The sequence below is a fragment of the Chelativorans sp. AA-79 genome (genome assembly GCF_029457495.1).
Taxonomy (GTDB): Bacteria; Pseudomonadota; Alphaproteobacteria; order Rhizobiales; family Rhizobiaceae; genus Chelativorans.
In genome coordinates this window covers 26,348-46,850 of record NZ_CP120363.1, presented here as the reverse complement: position 1 = coordinate 46,850, position 20,503 = coordinate 26,348, and the positions used below count along the sequence as shown (strand labels likewise).

General features: G+C 61.6%; 21 protein-coding genes and 2 pseudogenes. 11 read left to right on the top strand and 12 right to left on the bottom strand.

Features of this window, described 5'->3' with window-relative positions; all coding sequences use genetic code 11:
* Positions 1–50: 50 nt before the first annotated feature.
* Together PVE73_RS27360 and PVE73_RS27355 are read left to right on the top strand one after the other, a co-directional pair.
* A pseudogene (locus tag PVE73_RS27360) lies at positions 51–365 on the top strand (cation-transporting P-type ATPase); the annotation flags it as partial.
* A 35-nt stretch (positions 366–400) separates the two neighbouring features.
* A complete protein-coding gene (locus PVE73_RS27355) occupies positions 401–634 on the top strand; it encodes a hypothetical protein (protein WP_137390480.1) in 234 nt (77 codons plus the stop codon).
* Here the strand turns inward: PVE73_RS27355 and PVE73_RS27350 are convergent.
* Positions 625–1,404 (bottom strand): acetoin reductase, encoded by a 780-nt coding sequence (locus PVE73_RS27350; RefSeq protein WP_009450585.1) that lies wholly within the window; start codon positions 1,402–1,404, stop codon positions 625–627. The two genes, PVE73_RS27355 and PVE73_RS27350, sit on opposite strands and share 10 nt — an antisense overlap.
* Before the next feature lie 292 nt (positions 1,405–1,696).
* Between PVE73_RS27350 and PVE73_RS27345 the strand changes: the two genes are divergently transcribed.
* A complete protein-coding gene (locus tag PVE73_RS27345) occupies positions 1,697–3,085 on the top strand; it encodes a mercuric reductase (protein ID WP_277367907.1) in 1,389 nt (462 codons plus the stop codon).
* Between the two features lie 35 nt (positions 3,086–3,120).
* Positions 3,121–5,472 carry a heavy metal translocating P-type ATPase gene (locus tag PVE73_RS27340; RefSeq protein ID WP_081581943.1) on the top strand — a complete coding sequence of 784 codons (2,352 nt, stop codon included), beginning with the start codon at positions 3,121–3,123 and terminating at the stop codon, positions 5,470–5,472.
* Positions 5,473–5,522: 50 nt separating this feature from the next.
* Here PVE73_RS27340 and PVE73_RS27335 read toward each other — a convergent pair whose 3' ends face one another.
* From PVE73_RS27335 to PVE73_RS27320, 4 genes are all read right to left on the bottom strand, one after another.
* A complete protein-coding gene (locus PVE73_RS27335) occupies positions 5,523–5,753 on the bottom strand; it encodes a hexameric tyrosine-coordinated heme protein (RefSeq protein WP_009450582.1) in 231 nt (76 codons plus the stop codon).
* Positions 5,754–5,849: 96 nt separating this feature from the next.
* The gene (locus tag PVE73_RS27330; RefSeq protein ID WP_009450581.1) at positions 5,850–6,494 is read right to left on the bottom strand and encodes a DUF924 family protein; all 645 of its coding nucleotides are present in this window, start codon (positions 6,492–6,494) and stop codon (positions 5,850–5,852) included.
* Between the two features lie 92 nt (positions 6,495–6,586).
* Positions 6,587–8,536 carry a cation-translocating P-type ATPase gene (locus tag PVE73_RS27325; RefSeq protein WP_277367906.1) on the bottom strand — a complete coding sequence of 650 codons (1,950 nt, stop codon included), beginning with the start codon at positions 8,534–8,536 and terminating at the stop codon, positions 6,587–6,589.
* Positions 8,537–8,622: 86 nt separating this feature from the next.
* Positions 8,623–8,844 (bottom strand): heavy-metal-associated domain-containing protein, encoded by a 222-nt coding sequence (locus PVE73_RS27320; RefSeq protein WP_009450579.1) that lies wholly within the window; start codon positions 8,842–8,844, stop codon positions 8,623–8,625.
* Positions 8,845–9,243: 399 nt separating this feature from the next.
* Here PVE73_RS27320 and PVE73_RS27315 point away from each other — a divergent pair, with 399 nt between their 5' ends.
* Positions 9,244–9,639 (top strand): cupin domain-containing protein, encoded by a 396-nt coding sequence (locus tag PVE73_RS27315; protein WP_024845350.1) that lies wholly within the window; start codon positions 9,244–9,246, stop codon positions 9,637–9,639.
* A 348-nt stretch (positions 9,640–9,987) separates the two neighbouring features.
* On the opposite strand, the pseudogene PVE73_RS27310 reads toward PVE73_RS27315, so the two are convergent.
* Positions 9,988–10,461 (bottom strand): annotated as a pseudogene (locus PVE73_RS27310) (MucR family transcriptional regulator).
* A gap of 173 nt (positions 10,462–10,634) precedes the next feature.
* Here PVE73_RS27310 and PVE73_RS27305 point away from each other — a divergent pair.
* The 3 genes from PVE73_RS27305 to PVE73_RS27295 all read left to right on the top strand — a co-directional run bounded on the left by PVE73_RS27305 (position 10,635) and on the right by PVE73_RS27295 (position 12,481).
* Positions 10,635–10,907, top strand: coding sequence for a hypothetical protein (locus tag PVE73_RS27305; protein ID WP_277367905.1), 273 nt, complete (start codon positions 10,635–10,637; stop codon positions 10,905–10,907).
* Between the two features lie 200 nt (positions 10,908–11,107).
* Entirely contained in the window at positions 11,108–11,869 is a 762-nt protein-coding gene (locus PVE73_RS27300; protein ID WP_277367904.1) for a DUF3991 domain-containing protein, read from the top strand.
* 108 nt (positions 11,870–11,977) lie between these two features.
* Positions 11,978–12,481 carry a hypothetical protein gene (locus PVE73_RS27295; protein WP_277367903.1) on the top strand — a complete coding sequence of 168 codons (504 nt, stop codon included), beginning with the start codon at positions 11,978–11,980 and terminating at the stop codon, positions 12,479–12,481.
* A 57-nt stretch (positions 12,482–12,538) separates the two neighbouring features.
* On the opposite strand, the gene PVE73_RS27290 is transcribed toward PVE73_RS27295, so the two are convergent.
* The gene (locus PVE73_RS27290; RefSeq protein ID WP_277367902.1) at positions 12,539–12,742 is read right to left on the bottom strand and encodes a hypothetical protein; all 204 of its coding nucleotides are present in this window, start codon (positions 12,740–12,742) and stop codon (positions 12,539–12,541) included.
* A gap of 51 nt (positions 12,743–12,793) precedes the next feature.
* Here PVE73_RS27290 and PVE73_RS27285 point away from each other — a divergent pair, with 51 nt between their 5' ends.
* From PVE73_RS27285 to PVE73_RS27275, 3 genes are read left to right on the top strand one after another with little or no spacing between them, the layout of a single operon-like run.
* Complete coding sequence (locus tag PVE73_RS27285; RefSeq protein ID WP_277367901.1) at positions 12,794–13,066, top strand: DUF1538 family protein; 273 nt, start codon at positions 12,794–12,796, stop codon at positions 13,064–13,066.
* Positions 13,063–13,797, top strand: coding sequence for a DUF1538 domain-containing protein (locus tag PVE73_RS27280; RefSeq protein WP_277367900.1), 735 nt, complete (start codon positions 13,063–13,065; stop codon positions 13,795–13,797). Before PVE73_RS27285 ends, PVE73_RS27280 begins: the two co-directional genes overlap by 4 nt.
* Positions 13,794–14,132: a P-II family nitrogen regulator gene (locus PVE73_RS27275; protein WP_277367899.1), complete on the top strand. Its 339-nt coding sequence runs from the start codon at positions 13,794–13,796 to the stop codon at positions 14,130–14,132. Before PVE73_RS27280 ends, PVE73_RS27275 begins: the two co-directional genes overlap by 4 nt.
* 208 nt (positions 14,133–14,340) lie before the next feature.
* Here PVE73_RS27275 and PVE73_RS27270 read toward each other — a convergent pair whose 3' ends face one another.
* The 5 genes from PVE73_RS27270 to PVE73_RS27250 all read right to left on the bottom strand — a co-directional run bounded on the left by PVE73_RS27270 (position 14,341) and on the right by PVE73_RS27250 (position 20,456).
* Positions 14,341–15,537 (bottom strand): DUF1173 domain-containing protein, encoded by a 1,197-nt coding sequence (locus PVE73_RS27270; protein ID WP_277367898.1) that lies wholly within the window; start codon positions 15,535–15,537, stop codon positions 14,341–14,343.
* Between the two features lie 254 nt (positions 15,538–15,791).
* Complete coding sequence (locus PVE73_RS27265; RefSeq protein WP_277367897.1) at positions 15,792–16,373, bottom strand: RES family NAD+ phosphorylase; 582 nt, start codon at positions 16,371–16,373, stop codon at positions 15,792–15,794.
* A gap of 2 nt (positions 16,374–16,375) precedes the next feature.
* On the bottom strand, positions 16,376–17,059 hold the full coding sequence (locus PVE73_RS27260; protein ID WP_277367896.1) for a hypothetical protein: 684 nt from the start codon (positions 17,057–17,059) through the stop codon (positions 16,376–16,378).
* 157 nt (positions 17,060–17,216) lie between these two features.
* On the bottom strand, positions 17,217–18,257 hold the full coding sequence (gene dinB / locus PVE73_RS27255) for a DNA polymerase IV (RefSeq protein ID WP_277367959.1): 1,041 nt from the start codon (positions 18,255–18,257) through the stop codon (positions 17,217–17,219).
* A 129-nt stretch (positions 18,258–18,386) separates the two neighbouring features.
* Positions 18,387–20,456 carry an ATP-dependent helicase gene (locus tag PVE73_RS27250; RefSeq protein ID WP_277367895.1) on the bottom strand — a complete coding sequence of 690 codons (2,070 nt, stop codon included), beginning with the start codon at positions 20,454–20,456 and terminating at the stop codon, positions 18,387–18,389.
* Positions 20,457–20,503: the final 47 nt, after the last annotated feature.

Sequence of the window (20,503 nt, the reverse complement as noted above, 5' to 3'; positions counted from 1 at the left end):
CCGCTCGGACCTAACAACACGTATTCGACCCCAGAGAAATTACCGGTTTCGCGGCCGATGTCGCGCTGTTGTCGGAGGACATGGCCCGGCTTGCCGCCGCGCATCGGCTGGCGCGGCGCACCCACCGGATTATCCGCCAGAATCTGATTTTCGCCATCGGCATGATGCTGCTTCTGGTCGCCTCGAGCCTGTTCTTCGCCCTGCCTCTGCCGCTCGCGGTCGTCGGACACGAAGGCGGCACGGTGCTGGTGGTGCTGAACGGCCTCAGGCTACTCGCCGACCCGATCCGGGCGCGCAGTGCAACCTCACTGCGACGCCAATCCAACGCCGGCCCTGTAGAGCCTTCATACCAGTCAGGGGTTTGACCGGATGACGGCAATCCCGCTCGAAACGCGCGTAGATGAGGAAACCGATCGATCTTCAGCAGGTGTCGATTGCCGGTCAAGAACCTGTAGTGCGAATGGCGACCGAAGGCGGCGATGACCATGCCAAGCAACAAGAGAACAATTCTCTCCGACAAAACGCGGTTCTTCCAGACGGAACCATTCCGCTGGAGAGAAAAATTCTCACAAGGCCGTTTCCCGGTGTGGGCGCTTCTGAACGTTCGCGATTTGGCAGGCGGCTTTATCGATAGACGATACCGCCATCGGTCAGGATCGACTGTCCCGTGATGTAGTCGGAATCGGCGCCCGCGAGGAAGGCGACCAACGCTGCCACGTCCTCCGGTGTCTGCGCGCGGCCCAAAGCGATGCCCTCGACGTATTTCTTGTAGGTTTCGCCCTTCGGCGTTCCGGTGATCTCGGAAAAGCGCTCGTCGATCTCCACCCACATGTCGGTGCCGACGATGCCGGGGCAGTAGGCGTTCACCGTGATGCCCGCGCTGGCATATTCCTTGGCGGCGGCTTGCGTCAGCGCACGCACGGCGAACTTGGTTGCCGAATAGACGCCGAGCATGGCGAAGCCGTCATGTCCGGCAATCGAGCAGGCATTGATGATCTTGCCCTTCTGACCTCGATCCTTGAATTTCTGCGAAGCCGCCTGGATGCCCCAGAGCACGCCGTCGACATTGATCCGGAAGATCAGGTCCATGTCCTCGGGCGTGACGTCGGCGATCGGCTTGACCTGGGCGATGCCGGCATTGTTGACCATGACGTCGAACCCGCCGAGTTGCTTCTCTGCATGGTCGATGGCGGCGTAGACTTCGTCGCGCTTGCTGACATCGGCGACGACGGTGGTGGCCTTGCGTCCGAGCGCTTCGACTTCCTTGCGAACGGAGTCGAGCTTATCGGCCTTGACGTCGGCCAGCGCGAGATCAGCGCCTTCCTTTGCAAGCCGCAGCGCAATACCGCGTCCGATCCCCTGGCCAGCGCCGGTTACCAAAATGACTTTGCCATTCAACGACATGATTTTCTCCTACAGAAAGTCGGCCAATCCTGTGCAGCCAGCATGTTCCCTTTCCGGGCAATACAGCCGGAGCAGAACCCACTCCACTCCATGATCCCGGCCCATTTTAAGGCCGTGGCCTGGAAATGATGCGACGGCACGGATACTGGCAGTAAGGCCACCTCAAGGGGCCGCCCGCAAAAGCAACAGTAATTGTTCGACCCCGCAAGAGTATGACATGATTCCGCATATATGTCCGAGCGCCATATTTTCATCGTGCGGTGAGTCGCTGTTGCAGAAGGATACGTAGTTGATGACGGAAGCGGAGCGCTACGACGCTGTCGTGATCGGCAATGGCGAGGGCGGCAAATACCTCGCCTGGGATATGGCGCAAGCCGGCCAGAAGGTAGCCGTCATGGAGCGGCGCTGGATCGGCGGTTCGTGTCCCAACATCAACTGCCTGCCCAGCAAGAACGAGATCTGGAGCGCGGGTGTCGCTCATACCGTTGCCCATGCCGGGGAGTATGGCGTTGTCGCCGGCCCCGTCTCGGTCGACATGAAGACGGTTGTGGCGCGCAAGCGCGCCATGGTCGAGAGCCTCGTGGCGTTTCATCTCGAGCGCTACGAGGCGACCGGCGCGGAACTCGTCATGGGCAATGCACGCCTCGTCGCGCCTGGGACGATTCAAGTTGCCTTGAACGACGGCGGGATGCGGCGGCTCGCCACTGAAAAGCTGTTCCTCAATCTTGGGACGCATGCAACCATTCCGCCTGTTCCCGGCCTCGCCGAGACCAGGCCGCTCACTCATATCGAGGCGCTCGAACTGGACCGGTTGCCGGCACATCTGATTGTTCTCGGCGGAGGCTATGTCGGCCTTGAACTTGCCCAGGCGTATCGACGTTTCGGCAGTCGCGTCACAGTTGTGGACCGTGGCCCGCGGCTGCTGAAGCGCGAGGATGAGGATGTTTCCGACGAGGTCCGACTGATCCTGGAGGCGGAGGGCGTCGAGGTGCTTTTGTCGGCTGAAGTTGCGAACGTGGAGGGCCGATCAGCCGGAAGCGTGCGCGTCACCGTTCGGACGCCGGATGGTTCGAGAATGATCGAAGGCACAGACATTCTGGTTGCAGCCGGCCGCACGCCCAACACGCGAGGCATCGGCCTTGAAGAGGCAGGGGTTGCGCTGACGGATCCCGGCACCATCAAGGTGAACGATCGCCTGGAGACGACCGCAAAGGACGTTTGGGCCATCGGCGAATGCGCGGGAAGTCCGCAATTCACCCACGCTTCGCTCGATGATTTCCGAATAATCCGGGACAATCTCGACGGTGGAGACAGAACGACCACCGGGCGGCTGATGCCCTATTGCATGTTCATCGACCCGCCGCTGGCCCGCATCGGCATGAGCGAGGCGCAAGCGCGGGCCAATGGAATGGATTTGCGCGTCGTCAAACTGCCGATGAAGGCGGTGCTGCGGACACGGACGACATCGCAGACCGCGGGCTTCATGAAGGCGCTGGTCGATCCGCAGGATCGGATCGCAGGCTTTACCATGATCGGCTCGGAGGCCGGGGAAGTGATGGCCGTGGTGCAGGCGGCCATGCTTGGCGGTCTGTCCTACAGTGTCCTGCGCGATGCGGTTCTTGCGCACCCGACAATGGCCGAGGGGCTGAACGCGCTATTTGGCAACGTAGCGAAACGATGAGTTTTCCAAGTTCCATTGAGGCGGCGGGTTAGAGAATGAACGGACACGATGAGCATCGGCACCATTCGCATGATCATGACCATTCGGGTCATGCGCATCTTGTGACGGACCCGGTCTGCGGGATGGAGGTCGACCCGCAAACCGCAGAACATCGCCTGACCCATGGGGGCCACACTCACTATTTCTGCTCGGCGTCCTGCAATGCGAAATTCGAGGCGGACCCGGCGCGATATCTTGCAGGGGAAGCGTCGCCCATACCGGAAGCGCCCGAGGGCGCGATCTGGACCTGCCCGATGCATCCCGAGATCCGGCAGGACGGGCCGGGAAGCTGCCCGATCTGCGGCATGGCGCTGGAGCCGCTGGTGGTGACGGCCGACAGCGGCCCCAGCCCCGAACTCGCCGACATGACACGGCGTTTCTGGATCGGGCTGGTTCTCGCCGCTCCGGTCTTCGTGCTCGAAATGGGCGGTCATCTTTTCCCGGCCCTGCACCATCTGGTGCCAATGCGGATATCGATCTGGATTCAGCTCGTTCTGGCGACGCCGGTGGTTTTGTGGTGCGGATGGCCGTTTTTCGAGCGCGCCTGGGCCTCGCTGATCAATCGCAGCCTCAACATGTTCACTTTGATCGCCATGGGCACCGGCGTCGCCTGGGCCTACAGCATCGTCGCCGCCCTTGCGCCGGGAATTTTCCCCGCCGCTTTCCGCGCGGAAGATGGCACGGTCGCGGTCTATTTCGAGGCGGCGGCGGTCATCACCGTTCTGGTGCTGCTTGGCCAAGTGCTGGAACTGCGCGCCCGCGAACAGACCTCGGGCGCGATCAGGGCGCTGCTTGATCTGGCGCCGAAGACGGCGCGGCGCATCGGCGATGACGGCACAGAGGAAGACGTGCCGGTCGAGCACGTTATTCTCGGCGACAGGCTGCGCGTGCGGCCCGGCGAGACCGTGCCGGTCGATGGCGTGGTGGAGGACGGACGCTCATCGCTCGACGAGGCGATGGTTACCGGCGAATCCATGCCTGTCACCCGCACTGTGGGCGATCAGGTCATCGGCGGTACGCTGAACCAGACCGGGGCGCTGGTGATCCGTGCGGAAAAGGTCGGCCGCGATACGATGCTGTCGCGGATCGTCCAGATGGTCGCCGATGCGCAGCGTTCGCGTGCGCCGATCCAGCGCATGGCCGACCACGTCTCGGGCTGGTTCGTACCGCTGGTCATCGTCATCGCAATTCTCGCCTTCATTGTCTGGGGCATCTGGGGGCCGGAGCCGCGCTTTGCCTATGGGCTGGTCGTGGCCGTTTCGGTGCTGATCATCGCGTGTCCCTGCGCACTTGGGCTGGCGACGCCAATGTCGATCATGGTTGGCGTCGGCAAGGGCGCTAGTGCCGGCGTCCTGATCAAGAACGCCGAGGCGCTCGAGCATATGGAAAAGGTCGACACGCTGGTGGTCGACAAGACCGGCACGCTCACCGAGGGCAAGCCGTCGGTGACGGCGGTCGTTGCGGCGGCCGGCTTCGACGAAACGGAAATCCTGCGGCTTGCCGCCGGTGTCGAGAAGGCGTCGGAACATCCGCTGGCATTGGCGATCGTGGAGGCGGCGGAGAAGAAGGGCATCGCCATCCCGCCCGTAGTGGATTTCGACTCTCCGCTTGGCAAGGGCGCGCTCGGCAGCGTCGAAGGCAAGGCGATCGTGGTCGGCAATGCGGTGTTCCTCAAGGAACACGACGTCGACGTCGCGGAATTGTCCGGCCAGGCAGATGCGTTGCGTCATGATGGCGCCACCGCGATCTATATCGGGATCGATGGCAGGGCCGGCGGCATCTTCGCCATCGCCGATCCGGTCAAGGCGACGACGCAGGAGGCGCTGAACGCGCTGCATGGCGAGGGCATCCGCATCGTCATGCTGACCGGCGACAATAAAACCACGGCCGAAGCCGTCGCGCGGCAACTCGGCATCGATGAGGTTGAAGCGGACGTGCTGCCGGACGCAAAGAGCGCGGTCATAAGCCGGCTCAAGGCAGAAGGCCGGGTGGTGGCGATGGCGGGCGACGGCGTCAACGACGCGCCCGCGCTTGCCGCCGCCGATGTCGGGATCGCCATGGGCTCGGGCACCGATGTCGCCATCGAAAGCGCCGGCGTCACCCTGCTCAAGGGCGATCTGATGGGGATCGTCAAGGCGCGGCGGTTATCCGAGGCGACGATGGCGAACATCCGCCAGAACCTGTTCTTCGCCTTCATCTACAATGCCGCCGGCATCCCGGTTGCCGCAGGCGTGCTCTACCCTTCTTTCGGCCTGCTCCTGTCACCGATCATCGCAGCAGCCGCCATGTCGCTGTCGTCGGTCAGCGTCATCGCCAACGCGCTGCGGTTGCGGGGTCTGAAACTGTGACTGAAACGCTGACGCGACTGACGCCCTGGCGTCAGTCGTAGGCGAGGGCGTCAGTCGCGCCAGTAATTGTTGGCGGCCGCCACCGTCTGGAAATGGATGGCGATCACCTGTGAGGAGGCGATCAGTTGCGCGGTGTCCTGATCGTAGGCCGCGCGCAGCTTGTCGCGAATTTCTGCGGACGGTTGGGTGACCTTGACGCCGACCCGCGCCATTTTGGTGGCAAGGTCGAACCCCTCCTGCGGGGTCGCTGTCTTGAGTGAGGGAAGCCAGATGTCAGCCATGTTTTTTCCTTCCAGAGAATATGAATACGCAACAACCGTAATCTACCCGAGCAGCCGACGAAAGCATCAACCCGCGATGCGCTTCGCCTCCAGGCGTCACGCCTGAAACGCCCTTTCGTGCGGGAAATCCCTTCCGGCGATGTAAGCTTCTTCCGCCGGCGTCGATTCTCGGCCGAGGACGTTATTGCGGTGCGGATGACGGTCGAAAGCGGCGATGACCTTGCGTACGTCGCCAGCCTGATCCACCAGCGACTGGTATATCGGTTGAAGGGAAGCGGACGCTTCCGCCGCTATCTCTTCGCGAAGCCTGATGAGCAGGTCGATGCGCGCGAGGTGATCCGGGCCTTCGCAATGGCCAAGGGGCTGACTGTAGACGATTCTGAACCAGGGCATGTCCAGCGATGCGTAGTGGCCGTTCGAAAACCCCTCCATCGCCAGCGACAGCGCGGCAGGGTCCTGCGCGAATGCGCGCTGTGTGTTGCGCCAGAGCGAGCGCGAGAACTGGTCGAGCACGATGATTAGCGCCAGCCTGCCTTCGGGGTCGCTGGTCCAGTCGTCGAGATCGCCTGAAGCTGCGCTTCTCGTGAGGTCGGCGAAGCGCTCGACGATCATGTCATCCGCTCCGCCGTGCAGCCGCCACGACCAGTGATCGCGGTGAGTTTCAGCCTTTATCTGTGAGGAGCGGCCTTCGGGAAACCAGAAGTCGAAAACGTCGTTCCATGGGGCGGTCCTGGCATTCATGTCGATCCTTTCCGACAAATGCGAGCGATGAGACAGGGTTGACGTCGCAAAAACAACAGACTCCGCATCGCTGCGGGGTCTGCGAGGAGGCTTCAGCCTCGCGCGGCCACAGTTGCGGGCCGGGCGGTGGCGACCTTTGAGGCCCTCCCGCCGGGTGCGGTCGTCTTCGGCATGCGCAGAAGGCGCATGCCGTTGGCGATGACGATCAGCACCGAAAGTTGGTGGACCAGCATGCCGCCGGCCATATGGACATTGCCGGAGAACACGCCCGCCAGCAGTCCGGCCACCGTCACCAGTGCGATGACGAGGTTCTGGCGCATATTGCCCAGCGTTGCGCGCGAGATCGCCATCGCCTCGGGGATCTTGCCGAGATCGTCTTTCAGGAGCGTGATGTCGGCGGTCTCGATGGCGACGTCGCTGCCGGCGGCGCCCATGGCGATCGAGGTGTCGGCGGCGGCAAGAGCGGGGGCATCGTTGATGCCGTCGCCGACCATGGCGACATGCGCGCCATCCGCCTTCATCTTCCGGATCAGTTCCAGCTTGTCCTCGGGCATCAGCCCGGCATGGACCTCGTCGATACCGACCTCGCGGGCGATGGCTTCGGCTGCGCCATGCTGGTCGCCGGTCAGCATGACCACACGGCCTATGCCGATGTTACGCAGCCGGGTGATGGCTTCCGCCGCGCCTTCACGGGCCATGTCGGACATGCCCAGCATCCCGATCAACTGCCCGTCACGCGCCACCAGGATCGGCGTCTGGCCATTGGACAGCAGACGGTCCAGAGCGGCTTCGCCCTCCTGGCCCAGCGCAATGCCGAGCGTGTCCATGAGGCGCCGGTTGCCGGCGGCGATGATGCGGCCGTCGATGCGGGCGCTCAGGCCCATGCCGGCATGTTCCTCCAGCGATTCGAGCGTGGAAAGCGGCCCCTGCTTGCGGCCGGCCTCGACGATCGGACGGCCGAGCGGATGGGTCGATCCGGTCTCGGCGGTCGCAGCCAGATGCAGCAACTCGGCCTCGGCAATGCCGCCGAGCGCGACGATAGAGGCGAGCTGCGGCTTGCCTTCCGTCAGCGTGCCGGTCTTGTCGAGCGCCAGCGTATCGATGCGGCCCGCACTTTCCAGATGCTGGCCGCCCTTGATCAGGATGCCGCTGCGCGCCGCCCGGCCGATGCCGGCGACGATGGAGACCGGCGTCGAGATGACCAGCGCGCCGGGGCAACCGACGACCAGCAGCGTCAGCGCCAGGCGGATGTCCTGCGTCACCGCGAAGGCGGCGACCGCGAGCCCGATGATCGACGGCGTATACCATTGCGCAAAGCGCTCGATCATGCGCTGGCTCGGGGCCTTTTCCTCCTGCGCTTCCTCGACGCGCTGAATAATGCGGGCAAGGGTGGTGTCGGCGCCGACATTGGTGGCGCGGATGCGCAGCAACCCGTTCTCGGCGATCGTTCCTGCATGGACGTGGCTGCCAGGCGCTTTCTCGGCCGGCATCGGCTCACCGGTAATCGCCGCCTCGCTGACGGCGGCGGTGCCTTCGGTTACTTCACCATCCACCGGGATGCGTTGACCGGCCCTGACCAGCACGGTCTCGCCAAGCTGGACCATATGCGCCGGCACCTCGACGGGATCGCCGTCGCGCAGCACGGTCGCGGTGGCGGGCGCGGCATCAAGCAATGCCTTCAGCGCGCCACGGGTCTGCCCCATGGTGCGCGCCTCCAGCCAGCCGCCGAACATGAACAGGAAGGTGACGGCCGCCGACTCCCAGACTTCGCCAATAATGAGCGCGCCGACCGCCGCGACGGTGACGAGCAATTCGATGCTGAAATGCTTTACACGCAGCGAGCGCCAGGCACGGATCGCGATGTCGGAGCCGGCAAGAAATGCGGCCGCGACCATCAGCGCGGTCCATGCCTCGACCATGCCGAAGCCGTAGCGCGCCAGAAGACCGGCCGCGATCAACCCGCCGCTGCCGACCGTCAGCCAGAAACGCCGCCGTGCCGGATGCACGAAGGCGCTCTTGATCCTGCTGACAAGATTGCTCATCTCCTCGCTCCTTTCATCTTCATCCATGTCGGAAAAGCGTGCCTGCCGCGCCGGCACGCGGCGCGGCGAAAAAGGCGGAGTGCCGATCAAAAGGCGGCAGGCCGCGCCTCGTAGCCGGTTCCACGCACTGCCTCGACCAGCGCTTCAACGCTCGATTGCGCGGGGTCGTGCTCGACCTCGATCTTGCCGGTGTTGAAGCGCACCTCGGCCTTTGCCACACCGGGAAGGGCGTTGAGCGCCTTCTCGATCTTGGGTACGCAGGAGGGGCAGGAAAGCTCATCGCTGCGAAGGATGGTTTTCTGGGTCATGATCGGGTTCCTTTCGATAGTGGGGAAGGGGTGTCCCCTGCCTCATTGATCTAAGGGTTGGACCCCGCATTGCGATTGGTGAAACCGGCAAGCCAGGCTTGCATGAATGCACAGGCCGCTGCCTTGGTTCTGGTTCGTCGGGCGACCACATGGGGAGCTGTGGTGGAATTGCCGCCTAAACCAAAGGGATTTCCGTGCGTAAATGCACAGGTCGACAAGTCTCGATTCCCTGGCGGATGCTTTGATGTGGACGCGCCGCTGCTGGAAGGACAGCTTGAGGATACTCTTACCAAAGTCGCATCGGCGACACGACCATATGCGAAAGTCTTATGGGGAGACTTGAGTGAGATCAACGACGAGCTAACATTTTTGCAATAAACCAATGAAATGGAGCATATCATGCGTGGATTTGTTGATGACATCGAGGAACTGACCGAAGGAAACACGGATTTTCGCCGTGTTCTTTATACGGCAAGAAATATGCAGCTCGTGCTGATGGCGCTTCAGCCCGGCGAGGAGATCGGCGAAGAGGTTCACGACGACGGCGATCAGTTCTTCCGTGTCGAGGACGGCGAAGGCGAAATCCTGATCGACGGCAATGTGAGCAGGATCAGGGCCGATATGGCCATGATCGTACCGGCCGGTGCGCGGCATAACGTCAAAAACACCGGGAATGAGCCGCTGAAGCTTTATACGATCTACAGCCCTCCCGAGCACGTCGACGGTGTCGTTCATCCAACCAAGGCTGAAGCCGACGCCGCGCATGAACACTTCGACGGCAAGACCACCGAATAACGCCGTTGCGCAAGCAGTGACTTGCGGCGACAACATCCATGAACGGTGTTCCTGCTTGCCCTCCCGCACCGAACCGCGAGAGGGCAGCTCTTTACTAGGAGATGACGTGAAGACCCCGATGCGCACCGGCCTTCCTGCCGCACGGCTGGGATTGCCCTTCAGAATCTGACATTCGTCATCGGTGCCGTAGTGGTGCGGGTCATCGGTGGTCTGTTCTTCGAACTGCCGTTGACCCTGCTCACCGTTCGCGATGGAGAAGCGCCGGTGCATTCAGGACGGCATCTATTGAATCGCGCAAATGGGGCGGCGAGTTGTTCCGGTGCAACCTGGGAACGGTCGAAAGAGGCCCTATGAGAATTTGAGGCCGAGTCTCTTCCGTCTGGCAGGAGCCGCTGGCGGTTCTTCGACGGGCTTTGGCTTGCGTCCTAATCCCATCGATTTTGCCAGTGCGGAACGCGCTGCGGCGTAGTTTGGCGCGACCAGCGGATAGTCTGCCGGCAGGCCCCATTTCACACGATATTCGTCCGGGGTGAGGCCATGGTGGGTCGACAAGTGGCGCTTCAGGGATTTGAACTGTTTTCCGTCCTCGAGACAGACGATGTAGTCCGGCGTCACCGACTTCTTGATTGGGACTGCGGGCTTTTTGGATTCTGATACGACTTCCGTGGGGACATCGGTCTGCTGCAGCAGGCTCGTATACACCCTGGAGATCAAGCCGGGCAATTCGGCGACAGGTACAGGATTGTTCGACACTTAGGCCGAAACGACATCTGCGGTCAGCTCGATTAGCCTGTCAGATCCATCGATGGGGGTTTCGCTCACGTTTAATGCCTCTTTTCACCAACACGATTGCTGCATGGCCACTTAATGGATTGCAGCTTTGCAACACAATAATTGAATATGGTCCTGCCTTACGGGCCGGCAGTTGGCAGAGCCGAAGTTTCGGCAGGCCTTCGTCGAGAGGAACCCCGGCCGTGATGCGAAGGAAGGCGTTCATGTTCGCAGCATTCGCACGCTGGGTCGATGATCGTCGCGCGCTACGCCGCCGCTGGCAAGATGACGCGTGCCGCCTTCTCGTTGCCGAAGAACTTGGCGCCTATTACGAGGCGCAGCGCCGTGCGACCCGGGCCCGAGTACGTGGCGAGAAAGCTGAATTTTATCACTGGGCCAAGGTCGCGGCCGAAGTGGCCCGGATTTCGCCCCAGGTTGAGATGAATATCGTAACGCTGCGCGAGATCGTGTCCGAGCAAAAGCGCCGGAGCCGCTGAAGGTCCCGTGCCGCTTGCGCGCGGCGGCCGGCAAGGGAAGCTTCGCCGCTGCAGTCCCGACCCTGCTGACCCCCTCTGAAATGCCGGGTTGACCGTTGCGCCCTTGCCCGCCTTGCTCTTCGCGGCCTCCGGTATCTGCCCCCGAAAGGATCGGGAGCGGGAATCGGGTAAAAGGAGCAAGGGCAGTGCAGGCGCGAAGAATGGAAAAAGCAGATCTGGAAGATTTGAGAGAGAAAGTGCCCTGCAGCGCGGTGCTGGAGCAGGAGGGATTTGCGCTCGATCTCAAGGAAAGCACACGCAGGGCGATGAAGTATCGTCGCGGCGCTGAGATCATCATTGTCATTCATGACGGTAAAGGCTGGTTCGACCCGCTCGGCGACGACAAGGGTGACGTGTTCAATTTGGTCGAACATCTGCAGGGAGTGCGCTTCGCCGAAGCTATGCACGAGGTTGCCGCCCTTGTCGGCATCGTGCCCGCGCAACCCATCTGGAAGCGGGAATCCCGTAATCAGGAGCCGGATATCTCCATTGCCGAACGTTGGAAGACCCGGCGAAAGCCATGGAAGGGCTCGGCCACCTGGCGTTATCTCGCCGGGGATCGCGGTCTACCCGAGCGGATCATCCGTATCGCCAACTCCACCAATATGCTGCGGGAGGGTCCGCATGGCAGCATGTGGGCGGCGCATACCAATATCGACGGGGCCGTGACCGGCTGGGAGGAGCGCGGACCCGATTGGCGCGGCTTTGCATCCGGTGGCGCGAAGGTCCTGTTCCGTCTCGGTCGCCCGGATGCTCTTCGTCTTTGCGTGACCGAGGCGGCGACCGATGCCAATGCCCAAGGCGCCGTGTTTGCTGAACGGCTGCGAGACCTTGCCGAGGAGACTGGCTGCGACTGGCTGCGGCTGATCCCGCCGGCCGACGATTGGAACGATGCCCTGCGCGAGCAGGTGAGGAAAGGATAATAAAGAGCGGAGAAAGAGACCCGCATGCCGCATGCCCGCCGGTCGCCTCAAGGGTGAAGCTTCGCCCGGCTAAAGCCGGCCCCTGACCCGCCCGGGCGGAGAGGCGGCGTGCCCGAAGGTGTGTTCAACACCCAAGGGAAGGGCAAGACAATGGAAATGGCGGAGCGGCTGGGTGCGATCCTGCGCGCCCTCCAGATCACCGAGATCGAATATTCGCTCAGTGGCGGCGGCGATTCCGGTGAAACGACGCTTGAACGCGTCACCTATAGGGACGATCCGCTGGCGCATGATCTGCCGGATGTCCCGATCTTTATCGGCGATCGCGGCGAGATCCGGCACTTGCCTGAACTGCTTGAAAACATCGTCGCCGATGCGCCAGAAGGCGACTGGGTCAATAATGAGGGCGGATATGGCACCGTCTATGTCCGTCCTTTCGAGGACGAGGAAGAGCTGATCATCGAATGCGATATGTCCTATCGCGAAGACGGTGATTATGGCGATGACGATGGTGACGACCAATTCGTCGATGATGACCTGGTCGACGACGACGACGATGACGATGGTCCGCTTGCCGTAGCGGTTCAGGTTCTGGTCGGGGAGGTTGCGCCATGAGCAGCCGATCCTGGTCCCACCTCAAGACTATCGCCGATGGCCGTCTCGTCGGCCCGATCACGACGTCGCCTTCAACGCACGGATCACCGCCGCGACCGTCTTGGAATCAGCACCACGGCCAACCCGCATGGCGACGCCGTCGATCTCGAGCTCGATCACGCCGGCGTCACGAGCGGCTTTCCGCTTTCGTGGCGGCAGCTTCGCCGCCGGTTCCGGCATCGGAGCCGCCACCACTGCCGGCACGAACAACGATTCCGGCATCGCCGCCCTCTCGGCCGCCGGCTGGCGAGCGGCCCGACGCCAGGTGAACAGTTGCTGCGGGGACAAAGCGTACTGCTGACAATCGCCTACGGACTCGTCGTCCTCCTGGCTCTTGCTGCGCCGACGATGATCGTACCGCTCGCCTTCGACGCCGGCAGCGTTACGACCGGAATACTTTCCGCCCCCATTATCATCGCTCTCGCGTTGGGGCTGAGCGGCGTTCTTGCCGATCGCTCATCAGTATCGGACGGATTTGGGCTTCTCGGACTTGCATCCATCGGCCCCGTCATTATCGTGCTATTGCTCTGGACGTTCGTGTCGTGACGGAAACTTGGCTTGAAGAACTCCAGTCGACCATTTGGAGCGTGGCGATCGCCATCGTCCCACTGATCGTGCTCTTCCTCTTGTTTCAGATATTCCTGCTGAGGTTGCCACGCCAGCAGGTGGCCGACGTCCTGAAAGGGACGGCAATTGCAGCATTTGGCCTATTCCTGTTCCTTCTTGGCATGGGCATAGGCTTCCTGCCCTTCGGTCTGGCAGTAGGTGAAGCCCTCGGCAGACTGAACGCGACATGGCTGTTCGTACTCATCGGCCTCGTGCTGGGTTTTCTGACCACCTGGGGTGAACCTGCGGTACGCATCCTGGCTGGCGAGGTAGAGGAGGCGTCGAGTGGCTCCATTCGCGGCTCGCTGGTACTTTATGCCGTTTGTGCCGGCGTCGCGCTGTGGACCGGGATCGGCATGTTGAGGATCGCCTATGGTATCCCGCTGCTTTATCTTCTGATTCCGGGTTATCTTCTGGTGAGCGGCCTGATGTGGTTTAGCGACAAGGATTTCGTCATGATCGCCGTCGATAGCGGCGGTGTTGCGACAGGACCCTTGGCTAACAGCTTTCTTCTCGCGCTAGCTCTCGGCGCCTCCACAGCGTTGGGAGGTCTGGAGCCAGTTGTGCAGGGCTTCGGCTTCGTCGCCCTCATCGCCCTCGCGCCGATCACATCTGTCATGTTGTTGGGATTTCTTATCCGGATGAGCCGTACACGGGAGCAGGAGAAATGAAGGACCCTTGCCTGATCGTCAGTATCGTTCGCAAAGGCTGGGGCGACACAGTTCTCAAAGCCTCTATGGAGGCCGGCGCACATGGCGGCACCATTCTGCTCGCGCGTGGAATCGGACGCAACGAACAAATGCGTGTATTCGGAATCCAGATCGAACCAGAAAAAGAGATCGTTTTCACCGTTGTTCCGGCGGATATGAAGTCAGTGATCCTTCAGAAGATCGTGGAAGCCGCTGAACTGACGGCACCTGGCCACGGACTGGCCTTCGTCGTTCCGGTCTCAGAAGTCGCAGGCATAGTCCATCTCGTAGAGGACCCTACATCGCAACGCTCATAATGGTTGCCAGAACGCATTTTTTGTTCGCTGGCGGTGACTTTGCGAGCCGTACCTTCGTTTGGGCCCTCGAAGACAAGCATGAGCGGTATTGGAGGCCCGCCTCTTGACGTCTTGTCCACCTTCGCCTGATCGAGCGTCAGTGGCTACATGGAGAGAGAGCCGCTTTTCGCGACAAGTGACTACCGCAAGAACGGTCGAAAGAATGAAGTCACCGAAAGGGTAGTGGCGGCATGTCACCTTCCACCGTGCGCCAAACCCAAGCGTCAACCTCTGGCCTCGAGGCAATGAGCTCACCAAGCGCCTCTTCATAGACCTTGTCCGCTGACGGAGGAACGACATACATGGCAAGCGGCACAGGATGACGTTGCAGCCATGCCGCCGCGAAAGGCAAGTCTATAGGAAGATTGTAGCGCAGACCCTTGACGCTCCGTAGCTTTACCTTCGCCAAGACGTCTACCAATTTCTTCTCATAGAGCGATTCGTAGGGGACCCAATTCTCCGCGACCACCATCAATGCCAATTCCTCAGCGCTTGCCAGTCCCGCCGACGAAAGACCAAAGGTGGCGATTATCATGAGGTGCGACGCATCATCAGCGGCCCAGAGAGCTAGCTCATTTTCATATCGGACCTGCAGGCGGCGATGCAGACTATCGTCCAGCATAAAGGGGAAGCCCGGCATGTGCTTGATGATCAGGCGATGACCGCTGCGAGCCGGGATAATTTCCTTGACCTCACCGACCAGGATCATCAAGCGTCGGGGCCCTCTCGTGGATGCAACACTCGGAGCCAGTTCAGCAGCACGCCGCTGTTCGATCGCTGCCTTGTCCGTGGCGCGAAACGACTCTGGAACAAACATGACGTCAGCTAGCGTACCGCCCTTCACAACCATTTGTCGCGCGGCTTCGATGAGGTGCCACCGAATGTTCCACCAGTGACGTTTGCCTTGCCATCGAGAGGTCCATTCCGTCAGCTCAGCCTGATGCCATAGGTAGTGCAGCAAACTTCGTAGGGATAATTTCTTAGGGTCGCCGCTGACGTCTTCAGTGCCTCCAGAACTGCTTACCGGTGTTGGGCGCGAGCCTGTTTTTGTGAGAGTGAAACTGACCTTGAGTGCCGAAATGCCGGTCTCCGGATCCACCTGAATGGCGCTGGCCATCAGCACACCGAGGCCCGAGAGTTCGTCAGGCGCTTCATAGGATGGGCATTGAGGGTCATGCCCGCTCCCGGACAGCGGCATTCGTTTGACAACGTACTGAGTGCCGACGCGCGCAATATACATCGCCAAGCCGGGCTCCCGACAAAGGCAGAGAGGTCGAATGCGTAAATCATACGCATTCGCCAAAATACTCTGCAGGCCTGAATCCGTTTCGTTGATAACCTGGCCAGCAAGTCTGAAACGTCGCATTACCTCGACACACTCCGAAGGCCGCCGCGTCCCCATCTCGATTGATTCACGGTTTTCGGGTCGGCGCAACCCTCTGGAATCCGCACCAACAAACGTGCTGACAGTCGCTACACCGGCCTGGTAGGCACCTATGACATGGGCAAGCTGAAGCCTGCGTCGTAGCAGATTTCACGAATTGCGCGACACAAGAGGCTCGCCGTGCCGCAAGGAATCGAAACCTGGGTTGTCCCTTTCATTGCTCAGCATTGAATCTATCAGGAAGCCCGCACTGTCACGTTCAGTGATCGAAGCGCATCAATCAGGTAAGGATTTCGGACAAGACTTTTCGCGGAGGTCGAAACCAATTTGGTAGGGACGGCCCGATCATAGACGGCAACACACTCCGCCGAAGTCAGCCTCGATGCGTAGAGGATGCCGTCGATCGCAAAACGATGATAGAGCGCGTGGCTCAACCGCTTCCCTGTTGCATGGCTCTTAGCGCGCGCCGCATTGGTGGACACGCCCAGTCTGAGCAGACCCGTGGTCCGAAGGTCGAGCACCGTCAACGGACCTGTCGTCGACACTTCGGAAAAGGCCCAATCGTCCACCTCCGTGAAGTCGAGGATACGCTTTGCTCGCCCCTCAAACCGATCCCGGATGATCGTCTCGGCAATTGCCGTAGCGATGTCGCGTGCGATGTAGAGAACCTTGAACGAGTTGTCCGGAGCGGAAAACCGCGTCTGCCCAAAGCCCATGCCGAGAGGCATGCCGGCATGGACCTTGGGCATAACGCGCAAATAGGCCAAGGGGCGGAACGGAATGGCCAGTTCCGCGACGACTTTCGGATCCAGCTTCACGGTCAGCCGAAATCGCGTTCGGCCGCTTCGACGACCTGAGAGACGTGTCCCTTCTTGAGGCGTTCCAGAGGAGCTCCTCCGATGCTCGGCTTGGACTGAACGAGCCATTGCCAGGCCGCCCGTGGATTGCCGATCACACGCACGATTTCGGACATACCCTCAATCGGTCGGCCATCGACGAACTGTGCGAGAGGGAAAACATGCTTGCGTTCCCCCCGTAGAAGGCCGATTACCGCCCCGCGCTTCTGCCATTCGTGAAGCGTAGACCGTCGTGTGCCGAACTTGCGCTCGATCTCACTCGGTCCAGCGACCGGGCCAGCCCAGTCTTCGAGGCGAACCGGCGCCGCGATCGCCTCGAGCCGCCGACGACCCTCGGACTCATCCAGCAGATCACCCAGACCTTCACCTTGGCTGATCTCGACGATTTTGTCGGCTTCGACCCTGATAAGCTCGTCAGGATGCTCACCGCCAAGGTCAGCAACAACCGATTCCATGGTCTTCCCGAGCACTTTCTCATAGGCCAGGATACGCCGTTGCTGTTCCTCGGACAGCCCCACAGTGGCAGCTGCAACTGCGGCAACGACCTTGCTCTTGCCCTTCAATGCTGCCTTGGGAACGCCCGGATTGTGACGCGCGAGCACATCGAGAATGTCGGCAACCGCCGCGCGGCTTACATTGAGCTGCATGTCAGTTCCGGGTTTGCGAGCTGTTGCGACCATCATCGCCTCCAACGTTTCAAGGCATAGATAGTGCAGAACGTCCGGATTGTCCAGATTGTGCGACGACTTTTGATCACAACCGCGCGATATTGACGAGTTTGGACTGCACTCGGTGGCACACAATTCAGATCGGTAACGAAAGCTGGGCCTCAAGCGTATCAGATTCCGATACCGGGGATGAAAGTGTGATCCCCAACAAGCGGATGCCTTTCGATGCCGGAAACGTCGCTTCCAGGAGGCTGACCGCAAGCTCGCGCAGCTTGCCTTCGCACCGGATGGATCCGTGAATGGTTCGGCTCCGGGTGATAATCTGGAAGTCCGCATATTTCACCTTCACGGTCACCGTCTTGCCGGAGAAGCCGCGGTCCTCGCAATGACGCCAGACCTTAGCGACCAGGGGCGCCAACTCCGCCTTGGCCACTTCGAGCTCGAAGATGTCGGACGTAAACGTGTCTTCGGCGCCGATAGATTTGCGCGGCCGGTCCGGCTGCACGGGACGATCATCACTCCCCCGCGCGATCCGGTAGTACCACCCGCCCGCCTTGCCAAAATGTTCCTGCAGGAACGCCAACGGCTTCTCACGTAGGTCGGCGCCCGTTTCGATCCCAAGGTTCTCCATCTTCGCGGCTGTCGCCGGTCCAATGCCGTGGAACTTCTTCACCGGCAATGTCGCCACGAAACCCGGTCCCATAGCGGGGGTGATGACGGCCTGGCCGTTGGGCTTGTTGAGATCGCTCGCCATTTTTGCCAAAAACTTGCAGTAGGAAATCCCGGCCGATGCGTTGAGCCCGGTCACCTCTTTGATCCGAGCACGGATCAGGGTCGCGATCTCGGTGGCGATGCCGATGTTCTGCTTGTTCTCGGTGACGTCGAGATAGGCCTCGTCGAGCGAGAGTGGTTCGATGAGATCGGTATGCTCGGCGAAGATCTCGCGAATCTGCGCCGAAACTGCCCGATAGACGTCGAAGCGGGGTTTGACGAAGATCAGCTCGGGGCAGCGGCGTTTCGCGGTCACCGAAGGCAAAGCTGATCGCACGCCGAAGGCGCGCGCTTCGTAACTTGCCGCCGCGACGACGCCACGGGCGGCCGACCCGCCGACGGCTACCGGTTTGCCGCGCAGCTCGGGATTGTCGCGCTGCTCGACCGCGGCATAATAAGCATCCATGTCGCAATGTATTATTTTGCGGACGGGTTTCTCACCTTGCTTTTCGCCGGTGTCAAACGGTGCGGCGCCGACCAATTCCTCTGTCATCGGCGCCTCCTTCCTGCGCAAGCTCGGTGACGCCATCTCCATCTAACGCCACATGCCGCGCATGCGCGCCCCGACATCCAAGCGAACCTGTCGCGGACCGCTGTCGCCTGCGGCTCCAGGTGCAACCACCGGCCAGGTCCGGCACTCGAACAGTTTCAGCAGACTAGCCGGAATGAACCGCGTCCGCGAGGCATAGACATGCCGATCGCCGGTCGAGGACTGGCCGTGGGTGAAAAAGCGCTGCGGCACGACGAGATTGAGACTGTCCTTTGCGCGAGTCATTGCGACATAGAGCAGGCGTCGCTCCTCCTCGATCTCATCTGTCGTGCCGACGCCGAGGTCGGAAGGAATGCAGCCATCGACGGTGTTGAGCACGAAGACCGAGTGCCATTCCTGGCCTTTGGCGGAATGGATCGTCGAGAGGATCAGATAGTCCTCGTCGAGCAGGGGCACACCAGCCTGACCTGACGTCGCGTCCGGAGGATCGAGCGCGAGTTCGGTAAGAAAGCGCTCGCGGGTCGGATAGCCGGCAGCGATGTCTTCGAGCTGCAGCAGGTCGGCCCGCCTCATCTCGAAGTCCTCATGGATGCGTTCGAGATGCGGTTCGTACCAGGACCGGGCCTGCCCGATCTCTGCCGGCCATCCTGACGAACCGGAGCGTAGGCCGGCGATCAGCTCGACGAAGCCTGACCATTCAGCCTGGGCGCGGGCAGGGCAGGGCAGATTGTCGAGCGTATCGATCGGGTCGGCGCTGTCTGCCACGGCATCGAGCGCGGCTTGCGCCGTAGCTGGCCCGACGCCGGGCAGGAGCTGCAGCACGCGGAAACCCGAGACCCGATCGCGCAGGTTCTGCGCGAAACGCAAGGCCGCCAGCATGTCCTTGACATGGGCGCTGTCGAGGAATTTGAGGCCGCCGAATTTCTTGAACGGAATGTTGCGACGCGTCAGTTCGATCTCAAGCGGCCCGCTGTGATGGCTTGCCCGAAACAGAACCGCCTGATCCTTAAGGCGCATCCCGCTCTCTCGGTTTTCCAATACCTCGTTCGCCACGAATTTCGCCTGGTCGGCCTCATCGCGCACCGTGACCAACCGCGGCCGCTCGTTCGAGGGCCGATCGGTCCAAAGGTTCTTGGTGAACCGCTCCCGCGCCAAGCCAATCACCCCGTTCGCGGCGGCGAGGATCGGCTGGGTCGAACGGTAATTGCGGTCGAGCGTGATCACGTCGGCCGCCGGCGAGAACTCCCCCGGGAAGTCGAGGATGTTGCGCACCGTCGCCGCCCGAAAAGAATAGATCGCTTGCGCGTCGTCGCCGACGACGGTCAGACCACGCCCGGCCGGCTTCAACCCTGTGAGAATAGTCGCCTGCAGGCGGTTCGTGTCCTGGTATTCGTCGACCAGAACGTGATCCCATTTGCCGCCGATCTCGTCGGCCAGCGTGGCGTCTCCCATCGTCTGCGCCCAGTAGAGCAGCAGGTCATCATAATCGAGGACGTTCTGGACCTGCTTGGCCTCTACATAGCCGGCGAAAAGTTCGCGCAGCTCCTTCTCCCAGCCGGCGCACCAAGGAAAGCTGGCGCGCAGTATCTCGTCGAGCGGCGCCTCGGCGTTGACGACGCGCGAATAGATGGAGAGGCACGTCCCCTTGGCGGGGAACCGGCTTTCCATCTTCGAGAAGCCGAGATCGTGCCGGACGAGGTTCATGAGGTCCGCGGAATCCTCGCGGTCGTGGATGGTGAATTGCGGATCGAGCCCGAGCTCGACGGCATATTCGCGCAACAGCCGGGCGCCGATACCATGGAACGTGCCGGACCACGCAAGCCCGTCAGTCAGGATTCCTGCCTTGTCGCCGAGAACCTTGGCGCAGATACGCTCGACGCGCTTGCCCATCTCGGCGGCGGCACGTCGTGAGAACGTCATCAGCAGGATGCGCCGAGGGTCGGCTCCGGAGATAATGAGCTGCGCCACGCGATGCGCCAGCGTGTTGGTCTTGCCCGATCCCGCCCCGGCGATGATCAGCAGCGGCCCGCCAACGCTGCCGTCGGGCAGGCCCATGCCGTGCACGACGGCGGCGCGCTGTCCGTCATTCAATTTTTCCAGATACGCCGCATCCATGCCGCCCCGCTCCTATGCACCTGACTCGCAACGACAATCGGCCAATA

Bases quoted from the DNA above. Each gene is read 5' to 3' on its own strand.
- PVE73_RS27355 (WP_137390480.1), top strand. From the start codon at position 401: ATGAGGAAACCGATCGATCTTCAGCAGGTGTCGATTGCCGGTCAAGAA.
- PVE73_RS27350 (WP_009450585.1), bottom strand. From the start codon at position 1,404: ATGTCGTTGAATGGCAAAGTCATTTTGGTAACCGGCGCTGGCCAGGGG.
- PVE73_RS27345 (WP_277367907.1), top strand. From the start codon at position 1,697: ATGACGGAAGCGGAGCGCTACGACGCTGTCGTGATCGGCAATGGCGAG.
- PVE73_RS27340 (WP_081581943.1), top strand. From the start codon at position 3,121: ATGAACGGACACGATGAGCATCGGCACCATTCGCATGATCATGACCAT.
- PVE73_RS27335 (WP_009450582.1), bottom strand. From the start codon at position 5,753: ATGGCTGACATCTGGCTTCCCTCACTCAAGACAGCGACCCCGCAGGAG.
- PVE73_RS27330 (WP_009450581.1), bottom strand. From the start codon at position 6,494: ATGAATGCCAGGACCGCCCCATGGAACGACGTTTTCGACTTCTGGTTT.
- PVE73_RS27325 (WP_277367906.1), bottom strand. From the start codon at position 8,536: ATGAGCAATCTTGTCAGCAGGATCAAGAGCGCCTTCGTGCATCCGGCA.
- PVE73_RS27320 (WP_009450579.1), bottom strand. From the start codon at position 8,844: ATGACCCAGAAAACCATCCTTCGCAGCGATGAGCTTTCCTGCCCCTCC.
- PVE73_RS27315 (WP_024845350.1), top strand. From the start codon at position 9,244: ATGCGTGGATTTGTTGATGACATCGAGGAACTGACCGAAGGAAACACG.
- PVE73_RS27305 (WP_277367905.1), top strand. From the start codon at position 10,635: ATGTTCGCAGCATTCGCACGCTGGGTCGATGATCGTCGCGCGCTACGC.
- PVE73_RS27300 (WP_277367904.1), top strand. From the start codon at position 11,108: ATGGAAAAAGCAGATCTGGAAGATTTGAGAGAGAAAGTGCCCTGCAGC.
- PVE73_RS27290 (WP_277367902.1), bottom strand. From the start codon at position 12,742: ATGCCGGAATCGTTGTTCGTGCCGGCAGTGGTGGCGGCTCCGATGCCG.
- PVE73_RS27275 (WP_277367899.1), top strand. From the start codon at position 13,794: ATGAAGGACCCTTGCCTGATCGTCAGTATCGTTCGCAAAGGCTGGGGC.
- PVE73_RS27270 (WP_277367898.1), bottom strand. From the start codon at position 15,537: ATGCGACGTTTCAGACTTGCTGGCCAGGTTATCAACGAAACGGATTCA.
- PVE73_RS27260 (WP_277367896.1), bottom strand. From the start codon at position 17,059: ATGCAGCTCAATGTAAGCCGCGCGGCGGTTGCCGACATTCTCGATGTG.
- dinB (WP_277367959.1), bottom strand. From the start codon at position 18,257: ATGGATGCTTATTATGCCGCGGTCGAGCAGCGCGACAATCCCGAGCTG.
- PVE73_RS27250 (WP_277367895.1), bottom strand. From the start codon at position 20,456: ATGGATGCGGCGTATCTGGAAAAATTGAATGACGGACAGCGCGCCGCC.